This is a genomic window from Methylobacterium sp. A49B (genome assembly GCF_053346215.1).
Window position 1 is genome coordinate 81,047 of record NZ_JBKFBO010000095.1, and the last position, 16,219, is coordinate 97,265.

At 70.9% G+C, this 16,219-nt stretch carries 14 protein-coding genes; 6 read left to right on the forward strand and 8 right to left on the reverse strand.

Annotation, left to right across the window (positions count from 1 at the left end):
• The first annotated feature begins 29 nt into the window (after nucleotides 1–29).
• Nucleotides 30–755 (forward strand): tyrosine-protein phosphatase, encoded by a 726-nt coding sequence (locus tag ACLBX9_RS14070; RefSeq protein ID WP_447719350.1) that lies wholly within the window; start codon nucleotides 30–32, stop codon nucleotides 753–755.
• An 8-nt stretch (nucleotides 756–763) separates the two neighbouring features.
• Here the strand turns inward: ACLBX9_RS14070 and ACLBX9_RS14075 are convergent, their stop codons facing one another.
• On the reverse strand, nucleotides 764–1,621 hold the full coding sequence (locus tag ACLBX9_RS14075) for a prephenate dehydratase (protein WP_447719351.1): 858 nt from the start codon (nucleotides 1,619–1,621) through the stop codon (nucleotides 764–766).
• 24 nt (nucleotides 1,622–1,645) lie between these two features.
• The gene (locus ACLBX9_RS14080; RefSeq protein WP_447719352.1) at nucleotides 1,646–2,389 is read right to left on the reverse strand and encodes a 3-deoxy-manno-octulosonate cytidylyltransferase; all 744 of its coding nucleotides are present in this window, start codon (nucleotides 2,387–2,389) and stop codon (nucleotides 1,646–1,648) included.
• Between the two features lie 310 nt (nucleotides 2,390–2,699).
• Between ACLBX9_RS14080 and ACLBX9_RS14085 the strand changes: the two genes are divergently transcribed.
• From ACLBX9_RS14085 to ACLBX9_RS14095, 3 genes are all read left to right on the forward strand, one after another.
• Nucleotides 2,700–3,677 (forward strand): c-type cytochrome, encoded by a 978-nt coding sequence (locus tag ACLBX9_RS14085; RefSeq protein ID WP_010687126.1) that lies wholly within the window; start codon nucleotides 2,700–2,702, stop codon nucleotides 3,675–3,677.
• Between the two features lie 98 nt (nucleotides 3,678–3,775).
• Nucleotides 3,776–4,978 (forward strand): multidrug effflux MFS transporter, encoded by a 1,203-nt coding sequence (locus ACLBX9_RS14090; RefSeq protein WP_447719353.1) that lies wholly within the window; start codon nucleotides 3,776–3,778, stop codon nucleotides 4,976–4,978.
• A gap of 95 nt (nucleotides 4,979–5,073) precedes the next feature.
• A complete protein-coding gene (locus ACLBX9_RS14095; RefSeq protein ID WP_010687128.1) occupies nucleotides 5,074–5,343 on the forward strand; it encodes a hypothetical protein in 270 nt (89 codons plus the stop codon).
• A gap of 49 nt (nucleotides 5,344–5,392) precedes the next feature.
• On the opposite strand, the gene ACLBX9_RS14100 is transcribed toward ACLBX9_RS14095, so the two are convergent.
• Together ACLBX9_RS14100 and ACLBX9_RS14105 are read right to left on the reverse strand one after the other, a co-directional pair.
• Nucleotides 5,393–5,905: a GNAT family N-acetyltransferase gene (locus tag ACLBX9_RS14100; RefSeq protein WP_447719354.1), complete on the reverse strand. Its 513-nt coding sequence runs from the start codon at nucleotides 5,903–5,905 to the stop codon at nucleotides 5,393–5,395.
• Nucleotides 5,906–6,002: 97 nt separating this feature from the next.
• The gene (locus ACLBX9_RS14105; protein WP_447719355.1) at nucleotides 6,003–7,199 is read right to left on the reverse strand and encodes an MFS transporter; all 1,197 of its coding nucleotides are present in this window, start codon (nucleotides 7,197–7,199) and stop codon (nucleotides 6,003–6,005) included.
• A 62-nt stretch (nucleotides 7,200–7,261) separates the two neighbouring features.
• Here ACLBX9_RS14105 and ACLBX9_RS14110 point away from each other — a divergent pair, with 62 nt between their 5' ends.
• Nucleotides 7,262–8,074, forward strand: coding sequence for an AraC family transcriptional regulator (locus ACLBX9_RS14110; protein WP_447719356.1), 813 nt, complete (start codon nucleotides 7,262–7,264; stop codon nucleotides 8,072–8,074).
• Nucleotides 8,075–8,295: 221 nt separating this feature from the next.
• Nucleotides 8,296–8,907 carry an NIPSNAP family protein gene (locus tag ACLBX9_RS14115; RefSeq protein WP_447719357.1) on the forward strand — a complete coding sequence of 204 codons (612 nt, stop codon included), beginning with the start codon at nucleotides 8,296–8,298 and terminating at the stop codon, nucleotides 8,905–8,907.
• Between the two features lie 9 nt (nucleotides 8,908–8,916).
• Here ACLBX9_RS14115 and ACLBX9_RS14120 read toward each other — a convergent pair whose 3' ends face one another.
• The 4 genes from ACLBX9_RS14120 to ACLBX9_RS14135 form a co-directional block, all read right to left on the reverse strand.
• Nucleotides 8,917–10,023, reverse strand: a complete 1,107-nt coding sequence (locus ACLBX9_RS14120; protein WP_447719358.1) for a microcin C ABC transporter permease YejB — start codon at nucleotides 10,021–10,023, stop codon at nucleotides 8,917–8,919.
• A 4-nt stretch (nucleotides 10,024–10,027) separates the two neighbouring features.
• Nucleotides 10,028–11,881, reverse strand: a complete 1,854-nt coding sequence (locus ACLBX9_RS14125; RefSeq protein ID WP_447719359.1) for an extracellular solute-binding protein — start codon at nucleotides 11,879–11,881, stop codon at nucleotides 10,028–10,030.
• Nucleotides 11,878–13,791 carry an extracellular solute-binding protein gene (locus ACLBX9_RS14130; protein WP_447719360.1) on the reverse strand — a complete coding sequence of 638 codons (1,914 nt, stop codon included), beginning with the start codon at nucleotides 13,789–13,791 and terminating at the stop codon, nucleotides 11,878–11,880. The genes ACLBX9_RS14125 and ACLBX9_RS14130 overlap by 4 nt, the downstream gene beginning before the upstream one ends.
• A 166-nt stretch (nucleotides 13,792–13,957) precedes the next feature.
• Complete coding sequence (locus tag ACLBX9_RS14135; protein ID WP_010687136.1) at nucleotides 13,958–16,042, reverse strand: hypothetical protein; 2,085 nt, start codon at nucleotides 16,040–16,042, stop codon at nucleotides 13,958–13,960.
• Nucleotides 16,043–16,219 lie beyond the last annotated feature (177 nt).

The following is a 16,219-nucleotide window of genomic DNA, read 5'->3' on the forward strand; positions in this document are numbered from 1 at the left end:
CCCACGCTCGTCCCACGGGCAGCACGGCCTTGTTCAACCGCTTCCTCAAGCCCGAGACGCGCTACGCGCGGCGCATGGCGCGGATCGCCCGCTTCGAGCGGCCGATCGCCGGCCCCGGCGACCGGCTCAAGGCCTGGGCCAACATGCTGCTGATGGACCACGGGGTGTTCCGCCTCGCCTACCTGAACCGCCATCGGGTCGGCTCGGGCGGCCTCTGGCGCTCGGCCCAGCCCGGCCCGCACCAGCTCGCCCGGTTCCGCGCCGAGGGCGTGCGGACGATCATCTCCCTGCGGGGCGGGCGCGAGCACGGCTCCTGGCCGCTCCAGCGGGAGGCCTGCGAGCGCCACGGCCTGATCCTGCGCGAGTTCGTGCTGCGCTCCCGGGAGGCGCCGGACCGGGAGACCATCCTGGGCGCCAGGGCGTTCTTCGCGAGCGTCGCGTATCCGGCGGTGATGCATTGCAAATCGGGCGCCGACCGGGCCGGCCTCGCCTCGGCGCTCTACCTGATCCTGCACGAGGGCCGCCCCGTCGCCGAAGCCGCGCGGCAGCTCTCGGTGCGGTACGGCCACCTGCGCTTCGCCAAGACCGGCATCCTCGACGCGTTCTTCGCCCGGTACCGCGTGGAGGGCGAGGCGAACGGGATCGATTTTCTCACCTGGGTCGAGACGATCTACGACCCGGAGGCGCTCAAGCGCGACTTCCGGCCGGGTTTCTGGTCGGATCTGGCGGTGGACCGGCTGCTGCGGCGGGAGTGAGGACGCGTCTACTCCGCCGCCGGCCGCGCGGCCTCCCGGAACGGGTGGGCCGGGTAGGTGCCGATCACTCGCAGCTCCCGGGAGAAGAAGCCGAGCTCGTCGAGCGCCCGGGCGAGGCCCGGATCCTCAGGGTGGCCGTCCACCTCGGCGTAGAACTGCGTGGCGGTGAACTCGCCGTCCATCATGTAGCTCTCGAGCTTCGACATGTTGACGCCGTTGGTCGCGAAGCCGCCGAGTGCCTTGTAGAGGGCGGCGGGGATGTTGCGCACGCGGAACACGAAGCTCGTCACGCAGGCCTGCGTCCCCGGCGCGACCGGCTCGGCCTCGGGGGAGAACACCACGAAGCGGGTGGTGTTGTGCACCTCGTCCTCGACGTCGCGCTCCACGATGTCGAGGCCGTAGACCTCGGCGGCGAGCGCGGGGGCGAGCGCCGCCCGGGTCGAGTCGCCGATCTCGGCGATCTCGCGGGCCGCGCCGGCGGTGTCGCCGGCCACCACGGCCTTCAGGCCCAGGCGGCGGATGATCCGACGGCACTGGCCGAGCGCGTGGACGTGACTGTGGACGCTCTTCAGCGCCTCGACCTTCGTCCCCGGCAGCACCATCAGCTGGAAGTGAATTGGCAGGAAGTGCTCGGCCACGATGTGCAGCGGCGAGAGCGGGATCAGGTGGTGGATGTCGGCGACCCGGCCCGCGATCGAGTTCTCGATCGGGATCATCGCCCGCTGGGCCCGGCCCTCCGTGACGGCCGCGAAGGCGTCCTCGAAGGTGTTGCAGGGCAGCGGCGTCCAGTCCGGGTAGGCCTCCGCGCAGATGATGTGCGAGTTGGCCCCGGGCTCACCCTGGTAGGCGATGGTGCGGTCTGTCATCTCGGTCAGGATCGGTTGGCGGGTTCAGTTCAGCCGGCGGCCCCGGAGCAGGGCTCGGGCGCGCTCCAGGTCGGCTGGCGTGTCGACGCCCAGCGGCAGGTCGTCGACGATGGCCGCGTCGATGCGCATGCCGGCCTCCAGCGCGCGGAGCTGCTCCAGCTTCTCGCGGACCTCCAGCTCCCCCGGCGGCAGGGCGACGAATCGGCTCAGCGCGGTGCGCTTGTAGGCGTAGAGGCCGATATGGTGCCAGAGCGGGCCCTCGCCCCAGGGGGCGCGCCCGCGGGTGAAATAGAGCGCGCGCAGCCGTCCGGGGCCGACCGTGTGGCCCACGAGCTTGACCACGTTGGGGTTGTCGGCCTCGTGCGGGTCGGTGATCGGCGCGCAGAGGGTGACGATGTCCACCGTGCGGTCGGCGAGCGGCAGGACGGACGCGCCGATGATCGCCGGATCGATCGTCGGCAGGTCGCCCTGCACGTTGACGACCACGTCGTGCCGGCCTTCCGGATCGACGATCTCCAGCGCCTCGGCGAGCCGGTCGGAGCCGGAGGGATGGTCGGTGCGTGTCATCACGGCGAGCCCGCCCGCTGCCTCGACGGTCCGGGCGATCTCTGCGGTGTCGGTGGCCACCACCACGGGGCCGATGCCGGCCTCCACGGCCCGGCGCCAGACATGGACGATCATGGCCTCGCCGGCGATGTCGGCCAGCGGCTTGTTCGGCAGGCGCGTCGCGGCGAGGCGGGCCGGGATCAGGACCAGGGGATCGGACATGGGAGTTCAGGCCTGGGCGCTCGAACCTGGCGTCCACGCCAGGAGGCGGGCGGGTGCTTAACAGGCCTGTCCCCGGTTGTCGTCCCCGATCCGGACCGGCAGATGTGGGGGGAGCGAAGATGCTGATCGGTGACAAGCTAAACAATTCGGTGGAACAATCCTGCGCCTGAGCGACGCGGACGGCGCGTGCGGCATTGTCAGGGACGGTCCGGAACGGCTAAGGCAACCTCGAAATCCTCCAATGTCCGGTGTCCGAGTCTGCTGGCCCGTCTCAGGCGCGCGACTGGCCCGGCCAAGTCGCGAGAAGAGCATGAACTCGTTCGAGGTGAACAAGGTCCTGGGTGCCGTCCTCGGTGCCCTGCTGTTCGCGGCCGGATCGGGTTTCGTAGCCGAGCTGATCTATCATCCGAAGCCCGCGGGCAAAGCCGGCTACGACCTGCCCGAGCCGGAGCCGGAGGCCGCCGCGGCGGCGCCGGAGGCCAAGGTCGAGCCGATCGCGGTCCGCCTCGCCAGCGCCAACGCCGAGAAGGGCGAGGCCGGCACCAAGGCCTGCCATGCCTGCCACGCCTTCGAGAAGGGCGGCCCCAACAAGGTCGGGCCGGATCTCTACGGCGTCGTGGAGCGTCCGAAGGGCGGCCATGCGGGCTTCGAGTACTCGGCGGCCATGAAGGAGAAGGGCGGCGCCTGGACGTATGCCGACCTCGACGAGTTCCTCACCAACCCGAAAGGGTACGTGAAGGGCACCAAGATGGCGTTCGCCGGCATCGCCTCGCCGCAGGAGCGCGCCAACGTCATCGCCTACCTGCGCAAGAATGCGGACGATCCCAAGCCGCTGCCCGCCGTCGAGAAGAGCGATGCGGCGCCTGCGGCCGCGCCCGCGGCGGCAAAGCCCGAGGACAAGCCCGCGGCATCGCCCGAGAAGCCGTCCGCCGACAAGCCGGCGGCCTCGAAGCCCTCTGAGGGCAAGGACAGCCCGGCGAAGCCAGCCGATACCAGCACCGCCAAGCCCGTGGAGGAGAAATCTCCTGGCAGCCCGCGCACGACCGGCGAGTCAAGCGACCGGAACGCGCCGTCGCCGCCGGCCAACGCCCATGATGGCGACCAGCAGGGCACGCCGTCGAGCCTCATCCCCGCCGAGCCGACCGCGCCGTCGGCCCCGGCCGCCAAGGAGCCGCCCGCACAGGCCAATCCGGAGGCGGTGGACCGGGCGAAGGACCTCGAGGTCGGCGGCCCGACCAAGGATCTGAACGCGCCGCTGCCGACGCCGCAACCGCTTCCGAAGCAGTAGCGGAGCGTCCTGCCTCGCGTCTGGCACGTTCCTCGGGCATGGCTCCGGGCCTGGCCTTTGCCTAGGAGCGGCCGCGGCCCGGCGATCCGATCGGGTCGATGAACCGCGAAGGAACGGCCTTGCCAGAGCGAAGCCCCGAAGCGGAGGAGCGCCGGGCGCCCCTGCCGCTGCTGGTTGCCGTGACCATGACGGGCACGGTCGCCCTGCACATCTTCGTGCCGGCGCTCGCTGCCGCGGCCGCGGATCTGGGAACCAACGCGGCCGGCGCGCAGCTCACCATCACGGTCTACCTGATCGGGCTCGCGGGCGGTCAGCTCCTCTATGGCCCGCTCTCGGATCGCTACGGGCGGCGGCCGATCCTGATCGGGGGCCTCGGCCTCTACCTTGCCGGCCTGCTGCTCGCGATCCCCGCGCCGAACATCGGCGTCCTGCTCGTCGCCCGCGTCCTGCAGTCACTCGGCGCCTGCGGCTCGCTGGTGATCGGCCGGGCGATGGTGCGTGACGTCTCGACCCGCGAGGACGCGGCGCGCAAGCTCGCGATTCTCACCACCGCCATGACCCTCACGCCGGCGCTGGCACCCGCGATCGGCGGTGTGGTGAACGAAGCCTTCGGGTGGCGCGCCGTGTTCGTGGTGCTGGCCGCCCTCGTCGCCGTGCTGGGATCGCTGGTTGTGTTCACCCTGCCGGAGACCAACCGCCACAAGGTGGCGCTGCCGGGCTTCGTCGCGGTGCTCGCCGGCTATCTCCGGCTGGTGCGGATCCCGGTGTTCCGCGCCTACCTCGTGGCGGGGGCCTGCGGCGGCACCAGCCTCTACGCCTTCCTGGCGGTGGCGCCGTTCCTCCTCGTCGACCGGCTCGGACGCTCCTCGCAGGAAGTCGGGTTCGATTGCCTCATCGTGGTCTTCGGCATGGTCGGCGGCGCCGTTCTGGCGAGCCGGCTCGCCGCGCGGGTGCCGATCCGGAAGGCCGCCCGGAGCGGCAACCTCCTCTGCATCGCGGCGGCGCTGGCGCTGCTGGCCGTGGACCGGACCGGGATGCTCGGCGTCGTCAGCCTGATCGTGCCGCTCTTCGCCTACGCGGTGGGCGTCGGCCTGCTCAGCCCCAACGCGGTGGCCGGCCTGATGAACGTCGATCCGCACGCAGCGGGCTCCGCCTCCAGCCTGTACGGTTTCACCCAGATGACCTTCGGGGCGGTGTTCACGGCCGCCGCCTCGGCCTGGCCCGCGACCTCGGCGACGCCGGTCGCGCTGGCGCTTCTCGCGGCCGGGCTGATCGCTGGTCTGGCGCTGCGGCGGGCGTGAGGCGCGACGCGCGGCGCACCCGCGTCGGGACGGGTATTTCGGAACGGTCTTGGCGGGGACGGCATTGAGAGGCCCCAACCCACTGGAGACACGCCATGCAGCGCTTGCCGATCATCGTCCTCGCTACGCTCGCCCTCGGCGGTACCGCCTTCGCGGCCGAGCAGGGCGCCTCGTCCCGCACGCCGGGTCATGAAATGCAGGAGCATGGGAGCAAGGCGGGCAGCCCCGGCGCGTCCGGCTACGCCCCCGGCCACGAGATGAAGTCCGGCACCTCGGAATCGACCGGCTCGACGTCGCGGACAGGCGGCTCGGCCACCGGGACGTCCGGGACGTCCGGCACCAGCGGTTCCGGCACCCGCCGCTAACACGCCGTTCTCCGCCCCGCCCGATCGGCCGATCGGGCGGGGCGATCTTCTATGGTGGCCCGGATCGCACGGCTTCGACGAGACCGGCGACGCGATCCTGGAAGCCCGCCGCAAGTTCCAGCCACAGGAGGCGCGCCGGATCGACTGGTCCGGGGAGGCTCAGGCGCCCGGCTGCCACGGGGACGAAGCCGAAACGGCCGTAATAGGGCGCGTCGCCCACCAGGATGACCAGCCCTTCGCCCGCCTGACGGGCCGCCTCGATCGCCGCGCGGGTCAGGGCACCGCCGATGCCGCGGCCCTCGAAGCTCGGATCCACTGCCAGCGGACCGAGCATCACGAACGGCGTCGATCCGGTCCGCACCGGCCCCATCCGCACCGAGCCGACGAGGAAGCTTCCCACGGAGGCGGTGACGCCGAGGTCGAGCCGCTCGGCCGCGCCCTCGCGCAGGCGATAGGCCGTGCGGGCGAACCGGCCGGGTCCGAAGGCGCGGGCCTGTAGCCGCTCGATGGCGAGGGTATCCTCCGGCCGCTCCGGCCGGATGACGAGGGACAAGGGAGTCACGGCAGGGTCACGGCAGGATTACGGTGGAGCTACGGGAAGCGCGCGGGTCGGATGGCCGCCGCGTAGCAGCGTCGGCCCCGGCTCGCAAACGGCCCTTCTACTCCGCCGCCGCGAGGCCCGGCCGCGCGCCACCCTGCGTCAGCTTCAGGAAGCCGAACGCCGACAGCCAGATCACCGCGCCGCAGGCGGAGGCGACGCCCAGCACCAGCCCGAAGCCGCCGCGGTCGTGCAGCAGCGCGATCGCCGGCACCACGAAGCCGCTCGCCGTGAAGCCCACGAAGTAGCGCACGCTGTAGGCCCGGGCCCGGTAGGCAGGGGGCACGTAGCGGGCGATCATCGCGTCGTTGATGACCACCTGCCCGTAGATCGCCGTCATGGCCAGCACCAGGCCGAGGAGGAGCGGCACGCCGGTCGAGAGCGCCGCGATCCCGAGTCCAAGCGGCTGCAGAACCGAGAGGGCCACGAACAGGGACGGCAGGCTGTAGCGGTCGATCAGCCGGCCCATGGCGAGCTGCATAAGCGCGCCGAACAGGAACACCCCGGTGGCCAGCGAGCCGGTGAGCGCCAGGGGCAGCGCGTGGCCGACACCCTCGTCGATCACCTTGGGCAGGCTGATCGTCGTGAGGTTGAAGGTCAGGCCGCCGGCGAAGATCGACAGGGCGAACATCGCCATGAGGGCCCAGGGCCGGGTCACCGGGATCACCGCCGCGCCGCCGGCCTTCCGGCCCGCGGCCTCGCCGTCCCCCGGCACCATCGCCACGAAGGCGGCCCCGCAGGCGAGGCAGACGAGGCCCGGCACCACGAAGGCCGCGCGCCAGCTCACAGTGGCGGCGAGCAGCGCCGTGATGCCGGAGGCCGAGGCCGCGCCGAAATTGCCCCAGACGCCGTTGATGCCGAGGTCGCGCCCGAGCCGGCGGGCGTGGGTCACCAGCATGGCCGAGCCGACCGGGTGGTAGATCGCCGAGGCGAGGCCGAGCACGCAGAGCCACACGGCGAAGGCGAGGGGCGTCGAGGCGCTCGCCACGCCGAGGCACGACAGGCCGTAGCCGAAGAAGAAGATCGCCAGCATGTTGCGGCGCCCGAACCGGTCGGCCAGCGACCCCATCGGCAGGGAGCACAGGCCGAAGGCCACGAAGGCGCCGGTGGCCAGCCCGATCAGCTCGCCGTAGCCGAGGCCGGTCTGGCTCGCGATGGCGATGACCGCGGTCGGGTAGATCAGCAGGACGAAGTGATCGAGGGCGTGCGCGACGTTCACGAAGCGCAGGGTGCGGCGGGACAGCGTGTCCGGTTCCATCGCGGCATATCCTCCGGGATGACTCCCTGATAGCCTGACCCGATGGAGGTGTCGGGCCGAGTATGTATGCGAACGGGCCATTCTCGCTGCCCGAGGCGTCGCGCCCTGCGCGATCCACGAACGCAGCCGACTATCAGGACGTGCCGCGCGCCGTCGCGGTGATGCCCAAATCCTACGCGGCCGGGATGGTGCTGGACCGGCATTTTCACCCGCGGGCGCAACTCCTCTATGCCACGGCCGGCCTGATGATGGCGTCGGCCGAGGACGGGACCTGGGTCGTGCCCGAGGGTCACGCCCTCTGGATCCCGCCGCGTCTGCCCCACGCGGTGGCGACCCACGGCGCGGTGGCGATGTGCTCGGCCTATCTCGACCCGATCGCCGTCGCGGACTTCCCGGAGAGTTGCCGGGTGATCGCAGTCTCGTCCCTCCTCGCCGCGGCTCTGATCGCGCTGGCGGAGGAGCCGGTGTTGTACGACCAGGATGGCCGCGGCGGCCACCTCGCCGCCCTCGTGCTCGACGAGATCGGCCGCGCTCCCGCGACGCCCCTCGCCCTGCCGCTGCCCCGCGACCCGCGCCTGCGCCGGGTCTGTTTCGGGCTGATCGAGGATCCGGCCTCGGAGGCCGATCTCGATGTCTGGGCCGACCGCGCCGGAGCGAGCCGGCGCACGTTGACCCGGGGCTTCCGCACGGAGACGGGCTTGAGCTTCGGCGACTGGCGGGCTCGGGCCCGGGTGATCCGCGCCCTGGCGCTGGCGGCGGAGGGACGCTCGCCCCGGGCGGTGGCGGAGGCGGTGGGCTACCGGAGCGCCCAGGCGCTGCGCCTGACGGTGACGCGGGTGCTGGGTCCGGCTGTCGCGGGGCAGGCGCCTGCGTGATCCTGGCCCGGGAGCCGGAGTGATCTAGCTTCAAGGGGATGGCGCGATCGGCGGAGGCGTCATGCCGCCGCCGGTCGAGGGCCACGGCCCTATATTCCGTGCGCGTGGAGCGAAGCCATTCAGGGATGCCAGGCTTGCCGATGGCGCGCTGCCCTGGGTCACTTCGCGCCACTCGTGAAGACGGTGACGGCCGCTTCGTTCAACCGCATACCGGATGGGCCATGCTCTACGAGTTCACGACACTGTCCTCTCCGCTCCTCGCCGTCGGTCAGGTCTGCGAGCGGGCGCGGGCCTGGGCCGCCGAGGCCGAGACCGGGACCCTGCTCGGCTGCTGGCGGACCGAGATCGGGACCCTCGGGCGGGTGCTCCTCCTGCGCGGCTTCGAGACGCCCGAGGGCATGACGTCGGAGCGGCGGCGCGCCCTGATGAGCGCCGCGCCGTTCAACGCGGGCGATCTCCTCACGGCCCTGACGATGGACAGTTACGCGCCGTTCCCGTTTCTGCCGCCGCTGCGCACCGGAGCCCGCGGCGGTGTCTACGAGTTTCGCACCTATCGCCTGAAGCCCGGCGGCTTGCCTCCGACACTGGCTGCCTGGGAGGCGGCGATCGGGCCGGCCAGTCCCTACACGTCGCACCTCGTGACCAACCTCTACGCCCTCGACGGCCCGCCCCGGATCACGCACATCTGGGCCTTCTCCAGCCTGGAGGAGCGCGCGACGCTGCGCGGGAACGCCTACGCCTCCGGACTCTGGCCGCCGAAGGGCGGGCCGGATCAGATCCTCGAGGCGACCTCGACCGTCGCACTGCCGGATCCGGGCTTACCCTTGTCCTGAGATCGCGCCTCAGGTCGCCCGCGCCGAGAAATCGATCCGCGGGTCGATCCAGACGTAGATCAGATCCGACAGCAGGTTCACCGCGAGCCCGAGCAGGGAGAAGATGTAGAGGGTCGCGAACACCACCGGGTAGTCCCGTCCGACGATCGCCCGGAACGACAACTCGCCGAGCCCGTCGAGGGAGAAGATCGTCTCGATCAGCAGAGAGCCGGTGAAGAAGGCCGAGATGAAGGCCCCGGGGAAGCCCGCGATCACGATCAGCATGGCGTTGCGGAAGACGTGGCCGTAGAGCACCCGCCGCTGGGACAGGCCCTTCATCCGCGCGGTCAGCACGTACTGCTTGCGGATCTCGTCGAGGAACGAGTTCTTGGTCAGCAGGGTCGAGGTCGCGAAGGCGCCGATCACCAGGGCGGTCAACGGCAGCACCATGTGCCACGCGTAGTCGGTGACCTTGTGCCAAGTCGAAAACCCGTCCCAGCCTTCGCTGGTCAGGCCCCGGAGCGGGAACCACTGGTAGAACGAGCCGCCCGCGAACAGGATGATCAGCATCAGCCCGAACATGAAGCCCGGGATCGCGTAGCCGATGATCACCACGAAGGAGGTCCAGCGGTCGAAGCGCTCGCCGTCCTTCACGGCCTTGCGGATGCCGAGCGGGATCGAGATCGCGTAGGACAGGAGCGTCATCCACAGGCCGAGCGAGATCGAGACCGGCAGGCGTTCCTTGATGAGCTGGATCACGGTGACGTCGCGGAAGTAGCTGCGGCCGAAATCGAACCGGACGTAGTCCCAGAGCATCTTGGCGAAGCGTTCCGGCGCCGGCTTGTCGAAGCCGAACTGCTTCTCCAGCTTGGCGATGAATTCCGGGCTCAGCCCTTGCGCGCCGCGATAGCGCGAACTCGCCTCGCCGCCTCCGCCCGAGGGCCGGCTAGCCCCGCCGAGATCGCCGGAACCGCCGGTGACGCGGGACATGGCTCCGTCGCGCTGGCCCTGAAGCTGCGACAGCACCCGCTCCACCGGGCCGCCGGGGGCGAACTGCACGATGGTGAAGGTGATCAGCATGATCCCGAACAGGGTCGGGATCATCAGGCCGATGCGGCGCAGGATGTAGGCGAGCATCGCGTCAGTCCCGCCCGATCCGCTTGGCCTTGTCGGCGTCGAACCACCACGTGGCCGGCGCGGCGAGGTCGTATTTCGGCGGGTTCGCCGGGCGGCCGTAGACGTCCCAGAGGGCGAGACGATGGGTCGAGGCGTACCACATCGGCACCCAGTAGCGTCCGGCCCGCAGCACCCGGTCGAGGGCCCGGCAGGCGGTGGTGAGATCGGCGCGCGACTTCGCGTCGGCGATGGCGGTGAGCAGGGCGTCGATGGCCGGGCTCGCGATCCCCGACAGGTTGTTGGACCCCGCGGTGGCGGCCGCCCGCGCGCCGTAGGTCTCGCGCAGCTCCGCGCCCGGCGTCAGTCCGCTGCTGTAGCGGCGCGGCGTGACGTCGAAGTCGAACTCCTTGAGCCGGGATTGGTACTGGGACGGATCGACCGTGCGCAGGCTCGCCTTGATCCCGAGCAGGCCCAGGTTGCGGATGAAGGGCTGGGTCACCGCCTGGAACACCGGATCCTCGTCGAGGAACTCCAGGCTCAGCGGCTGCCCGCCCGGCAGCACGAGGTTGCCGCCCTGGCGGGTGCAGCCCGCCTCGCGCAGCAGCGCGTCGGCGCGCTTGAGCAGGGCCCGATCCTGGCCGGACCCGTCCGAGACCGGCGGCGACCACGCCTCGCCGAACACCTCCGGGGGCAAATCCTTCAGCGGCTCAAGCAGGGCGAGTTCCTCGGCGGAGGGCTTCCCCGTGGCCTTGAGGTCCGAGTTCTCGAAGAACGAGGCCGTGCGCGTGTAGGCGCCGTACATCAGGTTCCGGTTCGACCACTCGAAGTCGAAGCACAAGCCGATCGCCTCGCGCACCCGGGGATCGCGGAAGGCCTCCCGGCGGGTGTTGATCCACCAGCCCTGCGTGCCGCTCGGACGTGCGTCCGGCACCATCTCGCGGACGACGCGCCCCTCGGCCAGGGCCGGGAAGTCGTAGCCGGTGGCCCAGACCCGGGCGGTGAACTCTTCTCTGAACGTGAAGGCGCCGCTCTTGAACGCCTCGAACGCCACGGTCCGGTCGCGGAAGTACTCGTAGCGGATCGTGTCGAAGTTGTTCTGGCCGACGTTCACCGGCAGGTCGGCCGCCCAGTAATCCGGCACGCGCTCCAGACCGATGGAGCGGCCGGGATCGACCGTGCCGACCCGGTAGGGACCGGAGCCCAGCGGCGCCTCCAGGGTCGAGGCCTCGAAGTCGCGGCCGCCGTAATAGGTCGCCGAGAAGATTGGCAGTTGCGCCACGAACAGCGGCAGGTCCCGGGCGCGGCCGGCTTCGAAGGTGACGACCAGCCGCTCGTCGCCCTCGGCGCGGGCGTCGGTCATGGCACGGATCACCTCGGCGATCTCCGGGTGTCCCTTCTCGCGCAGGAGCTTGAGGCTGAAGGCCGCGTCCCGCGCGGTGAGCCGCGAGCCGTCGTGGAACCGCGCCTGCGGACGCAGGGCGAAGGTGTAGGTGAGACCGTCCGGGCTCACCGTGACCGACCGCGCCACCAGCCCGTAGAGCGCGTCCGGCTCGTCGAGGGCGCGGACCATCAGGCTGTCGAAGGTCAGGTTCAGGCCCGCGGCCCCCTCGCCGCGCAGCACGTAGATGTTGAGCGTGTTGAAGGTGTTGAACGCCTGATTGCCGATCGTGCCGGAAAGCTGCGCCGAGAAGCGCCCGCCGCGGGGCGCCATCGGATTCACGTAGTCGAAGCGCTCGAAGCCGGGCGGATATTTCAGCTCGCCGAAACTCGACAGCCCGTGACGCTCCCCCTCATCCGCCCATCCCGGCCGGACCGTCGCCAGGGCGGCGGCGCCGAGGACAACCCCCCGTCGGGTCGGCGTCCAGAGGCGGCCCGTCAACGGGGTGCCCCGGTCTTGGCGGCGAACTTCTCGTCGTACCACCACGTCGTCGGGAAGCCGGAACTGGCGTAGAGCGGCAGGATGGAGGGGTGGCCGAACCGGTTCCAGCGCAGGGTCCGCTGCTGGTTCGAGGACCATTGCGGGACGACGTAGTCGTGGGCCAGCAGCACCCGGTCGAGCGCCCGCGTCGCGGCGATCACGCCGGGGCGGTCCTTGGCGAAAATCACCTTTTCGACCAGCGCGTCGATGCCGGGATCCTTGATGCCGATGAGGTTGCGCGAGCCGGGCTTGTCGGCCGCCGCCGACCCCCAGTACTCGCGCTGCTCGTTGCCTGGCGAGAGGGACTCGCCCCACGACGTCGTCGTGACGTCGAAATCGAAGTTGCGGATGCGGTTCTGGTACTGCGCCTGGTCGATCACCCGCAGGGTGGCGTCGATGCCGATGAGCTTGAGCTGCGCGGAGAACGGCAGGATCACGCGCTCGAAGGTGTTCTGGAACTCCAGGAACTCGACGATGAGCGGCTCAGCCGTCGCCTTGTTGACCATCTTGCCGCCGCGCAGCTCGTAGCCGGCCTCGCGCAGCAGGCCGACCGCCTCGCGCAGGTTCTTGCGCACGGCCTCGGGGTTGTCGTTGACAGGGTTCGCGTAGGGCGTGGTGAACACGGAGGGCGGGACCTTGTCCTTGACGCTCTCGAGGATCGCCTTCTCGTCGCCCTCCGGCAGCCCCGAGGACGCCAGCTCCGAGCCGAAGAAGTAGGAGTTGATCCGGTTGTAGAGGCCGTAGAACAGGGCCTTGTTCATCTCCTCGTAGTTCATCGCGAGGTTGAAGGCCCGGCGCACCCGCGGATCCTTGAACTTGTCCTTGCGGGTGTTGAACGCGAAGGCCTGCATGATGCCCATGCCGCGGTCGGGGAAGGCCTCCTTGATGAGGCGCCCCTCCTTCACGGCCGGGAAATCGTCGTAGGCCGTGGCCCAGTTGCGGGCGATGTTCTCGACGCGGAAGTCGTAGAGGTCGCCCTTCAGCGCCTCGACCAGGACGGTGCCGTCGCGGAAATACTCGTAGCGCTCGGTGTCGAAGTTGTAGCGGCCGGCATTCACCGGCAGGTCCTTGCCCCAGTAATCCGGCACCCGGGTGTAGGTCGCGGTGCGGCCGGGCTCGAACTTCGCCAGCCGATAGGGACCGGAGCCCAGCGGCGGCTCCAGGGTCGTCTCGGTGACGCTGCGCTGCTTGCCGTTGGCGTCCTTGGCGGTCCACCAATGCTTCGGCAGGATGCGGAGCTGCCCGATCACCTGCGGCAACTCGCGGTTGCCGGTCTCCGTGAAGGTGAAGGTCACCTCGCGCGGCCCGGTCGCCTCGGCCTTGGCGACGGTGTGATAGTAGGCGGCGTAGAACGGACTGTTGGCCTTCAGCACGTCGAAGGACCAGACCACGTCCTCTGGGGTGATCGGCTTGCCGTCATGCCAGCGAGCGTTCTCGCGCAGCCGGTACGAGACCGAGCCGAGGTCGGGGGCGATCCGCACCGCCTCTGCGAGCAGGCCGTAGGAGGTGAACGGCTCGTCCGAAGACTCGGTCATCAGCGAGTCGTAGATCTGCTGGACGCCGCCTTCGAGATCACCCTTCAGGCCGGCCACGACGATGTTGAAGTTGTCGAACCCGCCTTGCGCACCCAGGCGCACGACACCGCCCTTGGGCGCGGCCGGATCGGCGTAGTCGAAGTGCTTGAAGTCGGGACCATATTTCGGCTGGCCCATCAGCGTGATCGCGTGCGTCCACTGGCCGTTGGCGGCTGGCAGCGTCGGCGGCGTCGACGGCATCGCGGACGGTTCCTGCGCGCGGGCCGGGGCGAGCTGGAGGCAGGCGACGAGGAGCGTCGCGGCGAGGAGGCGTCCGGTCACGGTCTGCGCTGTCACGGGCAGGCTGTCTCCGTTGGTTTGGGCCGCGCCGGGCGCGGATGGGCATCGAGGCTCATAGGCCGGGGAAGCCCAAGCCGTCGAGCGCGCAGGCGCACGGCGTGCCGAGGCGCAGGTCTTCCCTCCCCCGCCGAGAGGTGAGGGGGACACCGTTCGAAAAAACCCCTCACGCAGCCCGGCCCCGGCGGCCCTCCACCAGCCACATGGCCAGCACGGCGGCGGCGAGGGCGGCGAGTGCCGCGAGGCCCAGCGCCAGCGGGTAGACCTCGACGCCGCGGATGTTGGCGCTGTCGCTCGGCCGGAAGCCGATCCAGTCGCCGCCCGCGAGGCGCCCGCTGCGCACCGTGGCGAGGCGCGGTACCTGAACGGCGCCGCCGGTCTCGGCGACCCGCCGGACCGAGCCGCCCGAGGCCTCGGCCACCGCCTTCAGGTGCCCGGTATCGCTGAACACGTCGGCGAGTTCGCGGGGATTGGCCGGGCCGACGCTGACGAAGGCCACGAGGTTTCCCGAGCGCAGGGTGTGAAGCCCCAGCGTCTCGGCGTCGAAGGTGGCGGTGAACAGGCCGGGCTCACTGGGCTTCAGCGTCAGCGTCGTCACCTTGCCGGTGGGACCGGTGACGGTGACGGGATCGGCCTGATCCGCCATGGTCTGGCGCTCGACCCGGACCTCCCGGCCGCGGCCGGTGGTCTGGGCGCGCAGGGCCTCTTCCTCCAGGGCCGGCTCCTTCATCAGCCAGTGGCCGAGGCGGCGCAGCAGGTCGAGATAGGGGCCGCCCTCCTGGTAGCCCCGCGCCCAGAGCCAGGCGTGGTCCGACAGGAGCAGGGCGACGCGGCCCTTGTCCTCGCGCGAGAGCGCCAGCAGCGGCAGCCCCTCGGCGCCCGACAGGATCGGCTGGATCCCGGCGCGGGTGCGCGCCTCGACGATCCGCAGCCAGTCGCCCCAGGCGGGCGGGTTCGCGTCCGATCCCGGCAGGGCGCGCGTGACCGGGTGGCGCTGCCCGGTCTGGGTCGGCGTCGCCTTGTAGGGCTTCTCGACCACCCGTCCGTCGGGATCGCCCGGCAGGATGCCGGCGAGCCGGGTGCGGGCGAGGCTCGCCGGGCCGGCGAATTCGGGGCCGGCCGCGATCAGCAGGGCGCCGCCCTCGCGGACGTAGCGGACGATGTTGTCGAAATAGGCCTGCGGCAGCACGCTCTGGTTGGCGTAGCGGTCGAAGATGATCAGGTCGAAGTCCTTGATCTTCTGGACGAACAGCTCGCGCGTCGGGAACGCGATCAGGGAGAGTTCGGAGATCGGCGTGCCGTCCTGCTTCTCCGGCGGGCGCAGGATGGTGAAGTGGACGAGGTCGACGTTGGCGTCGGACTTCAGCAGGTTGCGCCACGTCCGCTCGCCCTGGTGCGGCTCGCCCGAGACCAGCAGGACCCGCAGCTTCTCGCGGATGCCCTCGATCGGCAGGACCGCGCGATTGTTGACCGTGGTGAGCTCGCCCGGCAGCGGCTCGACCTCGATCTCGACGACGTTCGGGCCGCCGTGCTCGATCCGGGTGGTCAGCGAGAACGGCTTGTCGGTGGCCACGTCCCGCCGGCCGATCTCCTCGCCGTCGCGGCGGATCGTGACGACCGCGTGGCCGGTGCCGCCGCGCTCCATCACCTCGGCGCGGATCGTCAGGTCCTTGCCGACGATGCCGAAGCGGGGTGCCTCCAGCAGCTTGATCTGCCGGTCGCGCTCGTCCGGATGGCCGGTGACGAGGACGTGCAGCGGCGCCTTGATGCCGAGCTGGGCGAGCGAGGCCGGGATGTCGTGGACCACGCCATCGGTGAGCATCACGATGCCGGCGAGGCGCTCCGGCGGCACGTCGGCCAGCGCCTGGCCCAGCGCGGTGAAAAGCTTGGTGCCGTCGTCGCCGTCCTTGGCGTCGGGAACGTCGATGAAGCGCGGCTCGATGTTGGTCAGCGCCCCGAAGCGACGCTGCAACTCGGCGCGGACCGCGTCGGTCATCTGAGGCCGGTCGCCGAGCTGCTGGGAGCCGGACCGGTCGACCACGATGGCCGCCACATCCTTCACGGGCTCGCGATCCTCGCGCACGAGGGCCGGGTTGGTCAGCGCCGCCAGAACGAGCGCAAGGACGAGGACGCGCAGGAGTGCGGTCCGGCCCCGGGCCAGCACGGCGAACACCGCCAGGACCGCGACGATCACGCCGAGGACGGCGATGGCCGGCCAGGGGAGGAGGGGGGTGAAGCTGAGGCTCAGCATGGGGCGGAGCGCTCCGGATCCGTGATGCGGCGTCTCCCTCCCCCCTCTGCGGGGGAGGGTGGGCCGGCCGTCAGGCCGGGTCGGGAGAGGGGAGCCTGGCTTCCGGACATGACGCGACCGTCAAGAAGGCCTTCGCTCAGTCCGGCACCGTCGCACCCCTCTCCCCCCCTGCTCCGC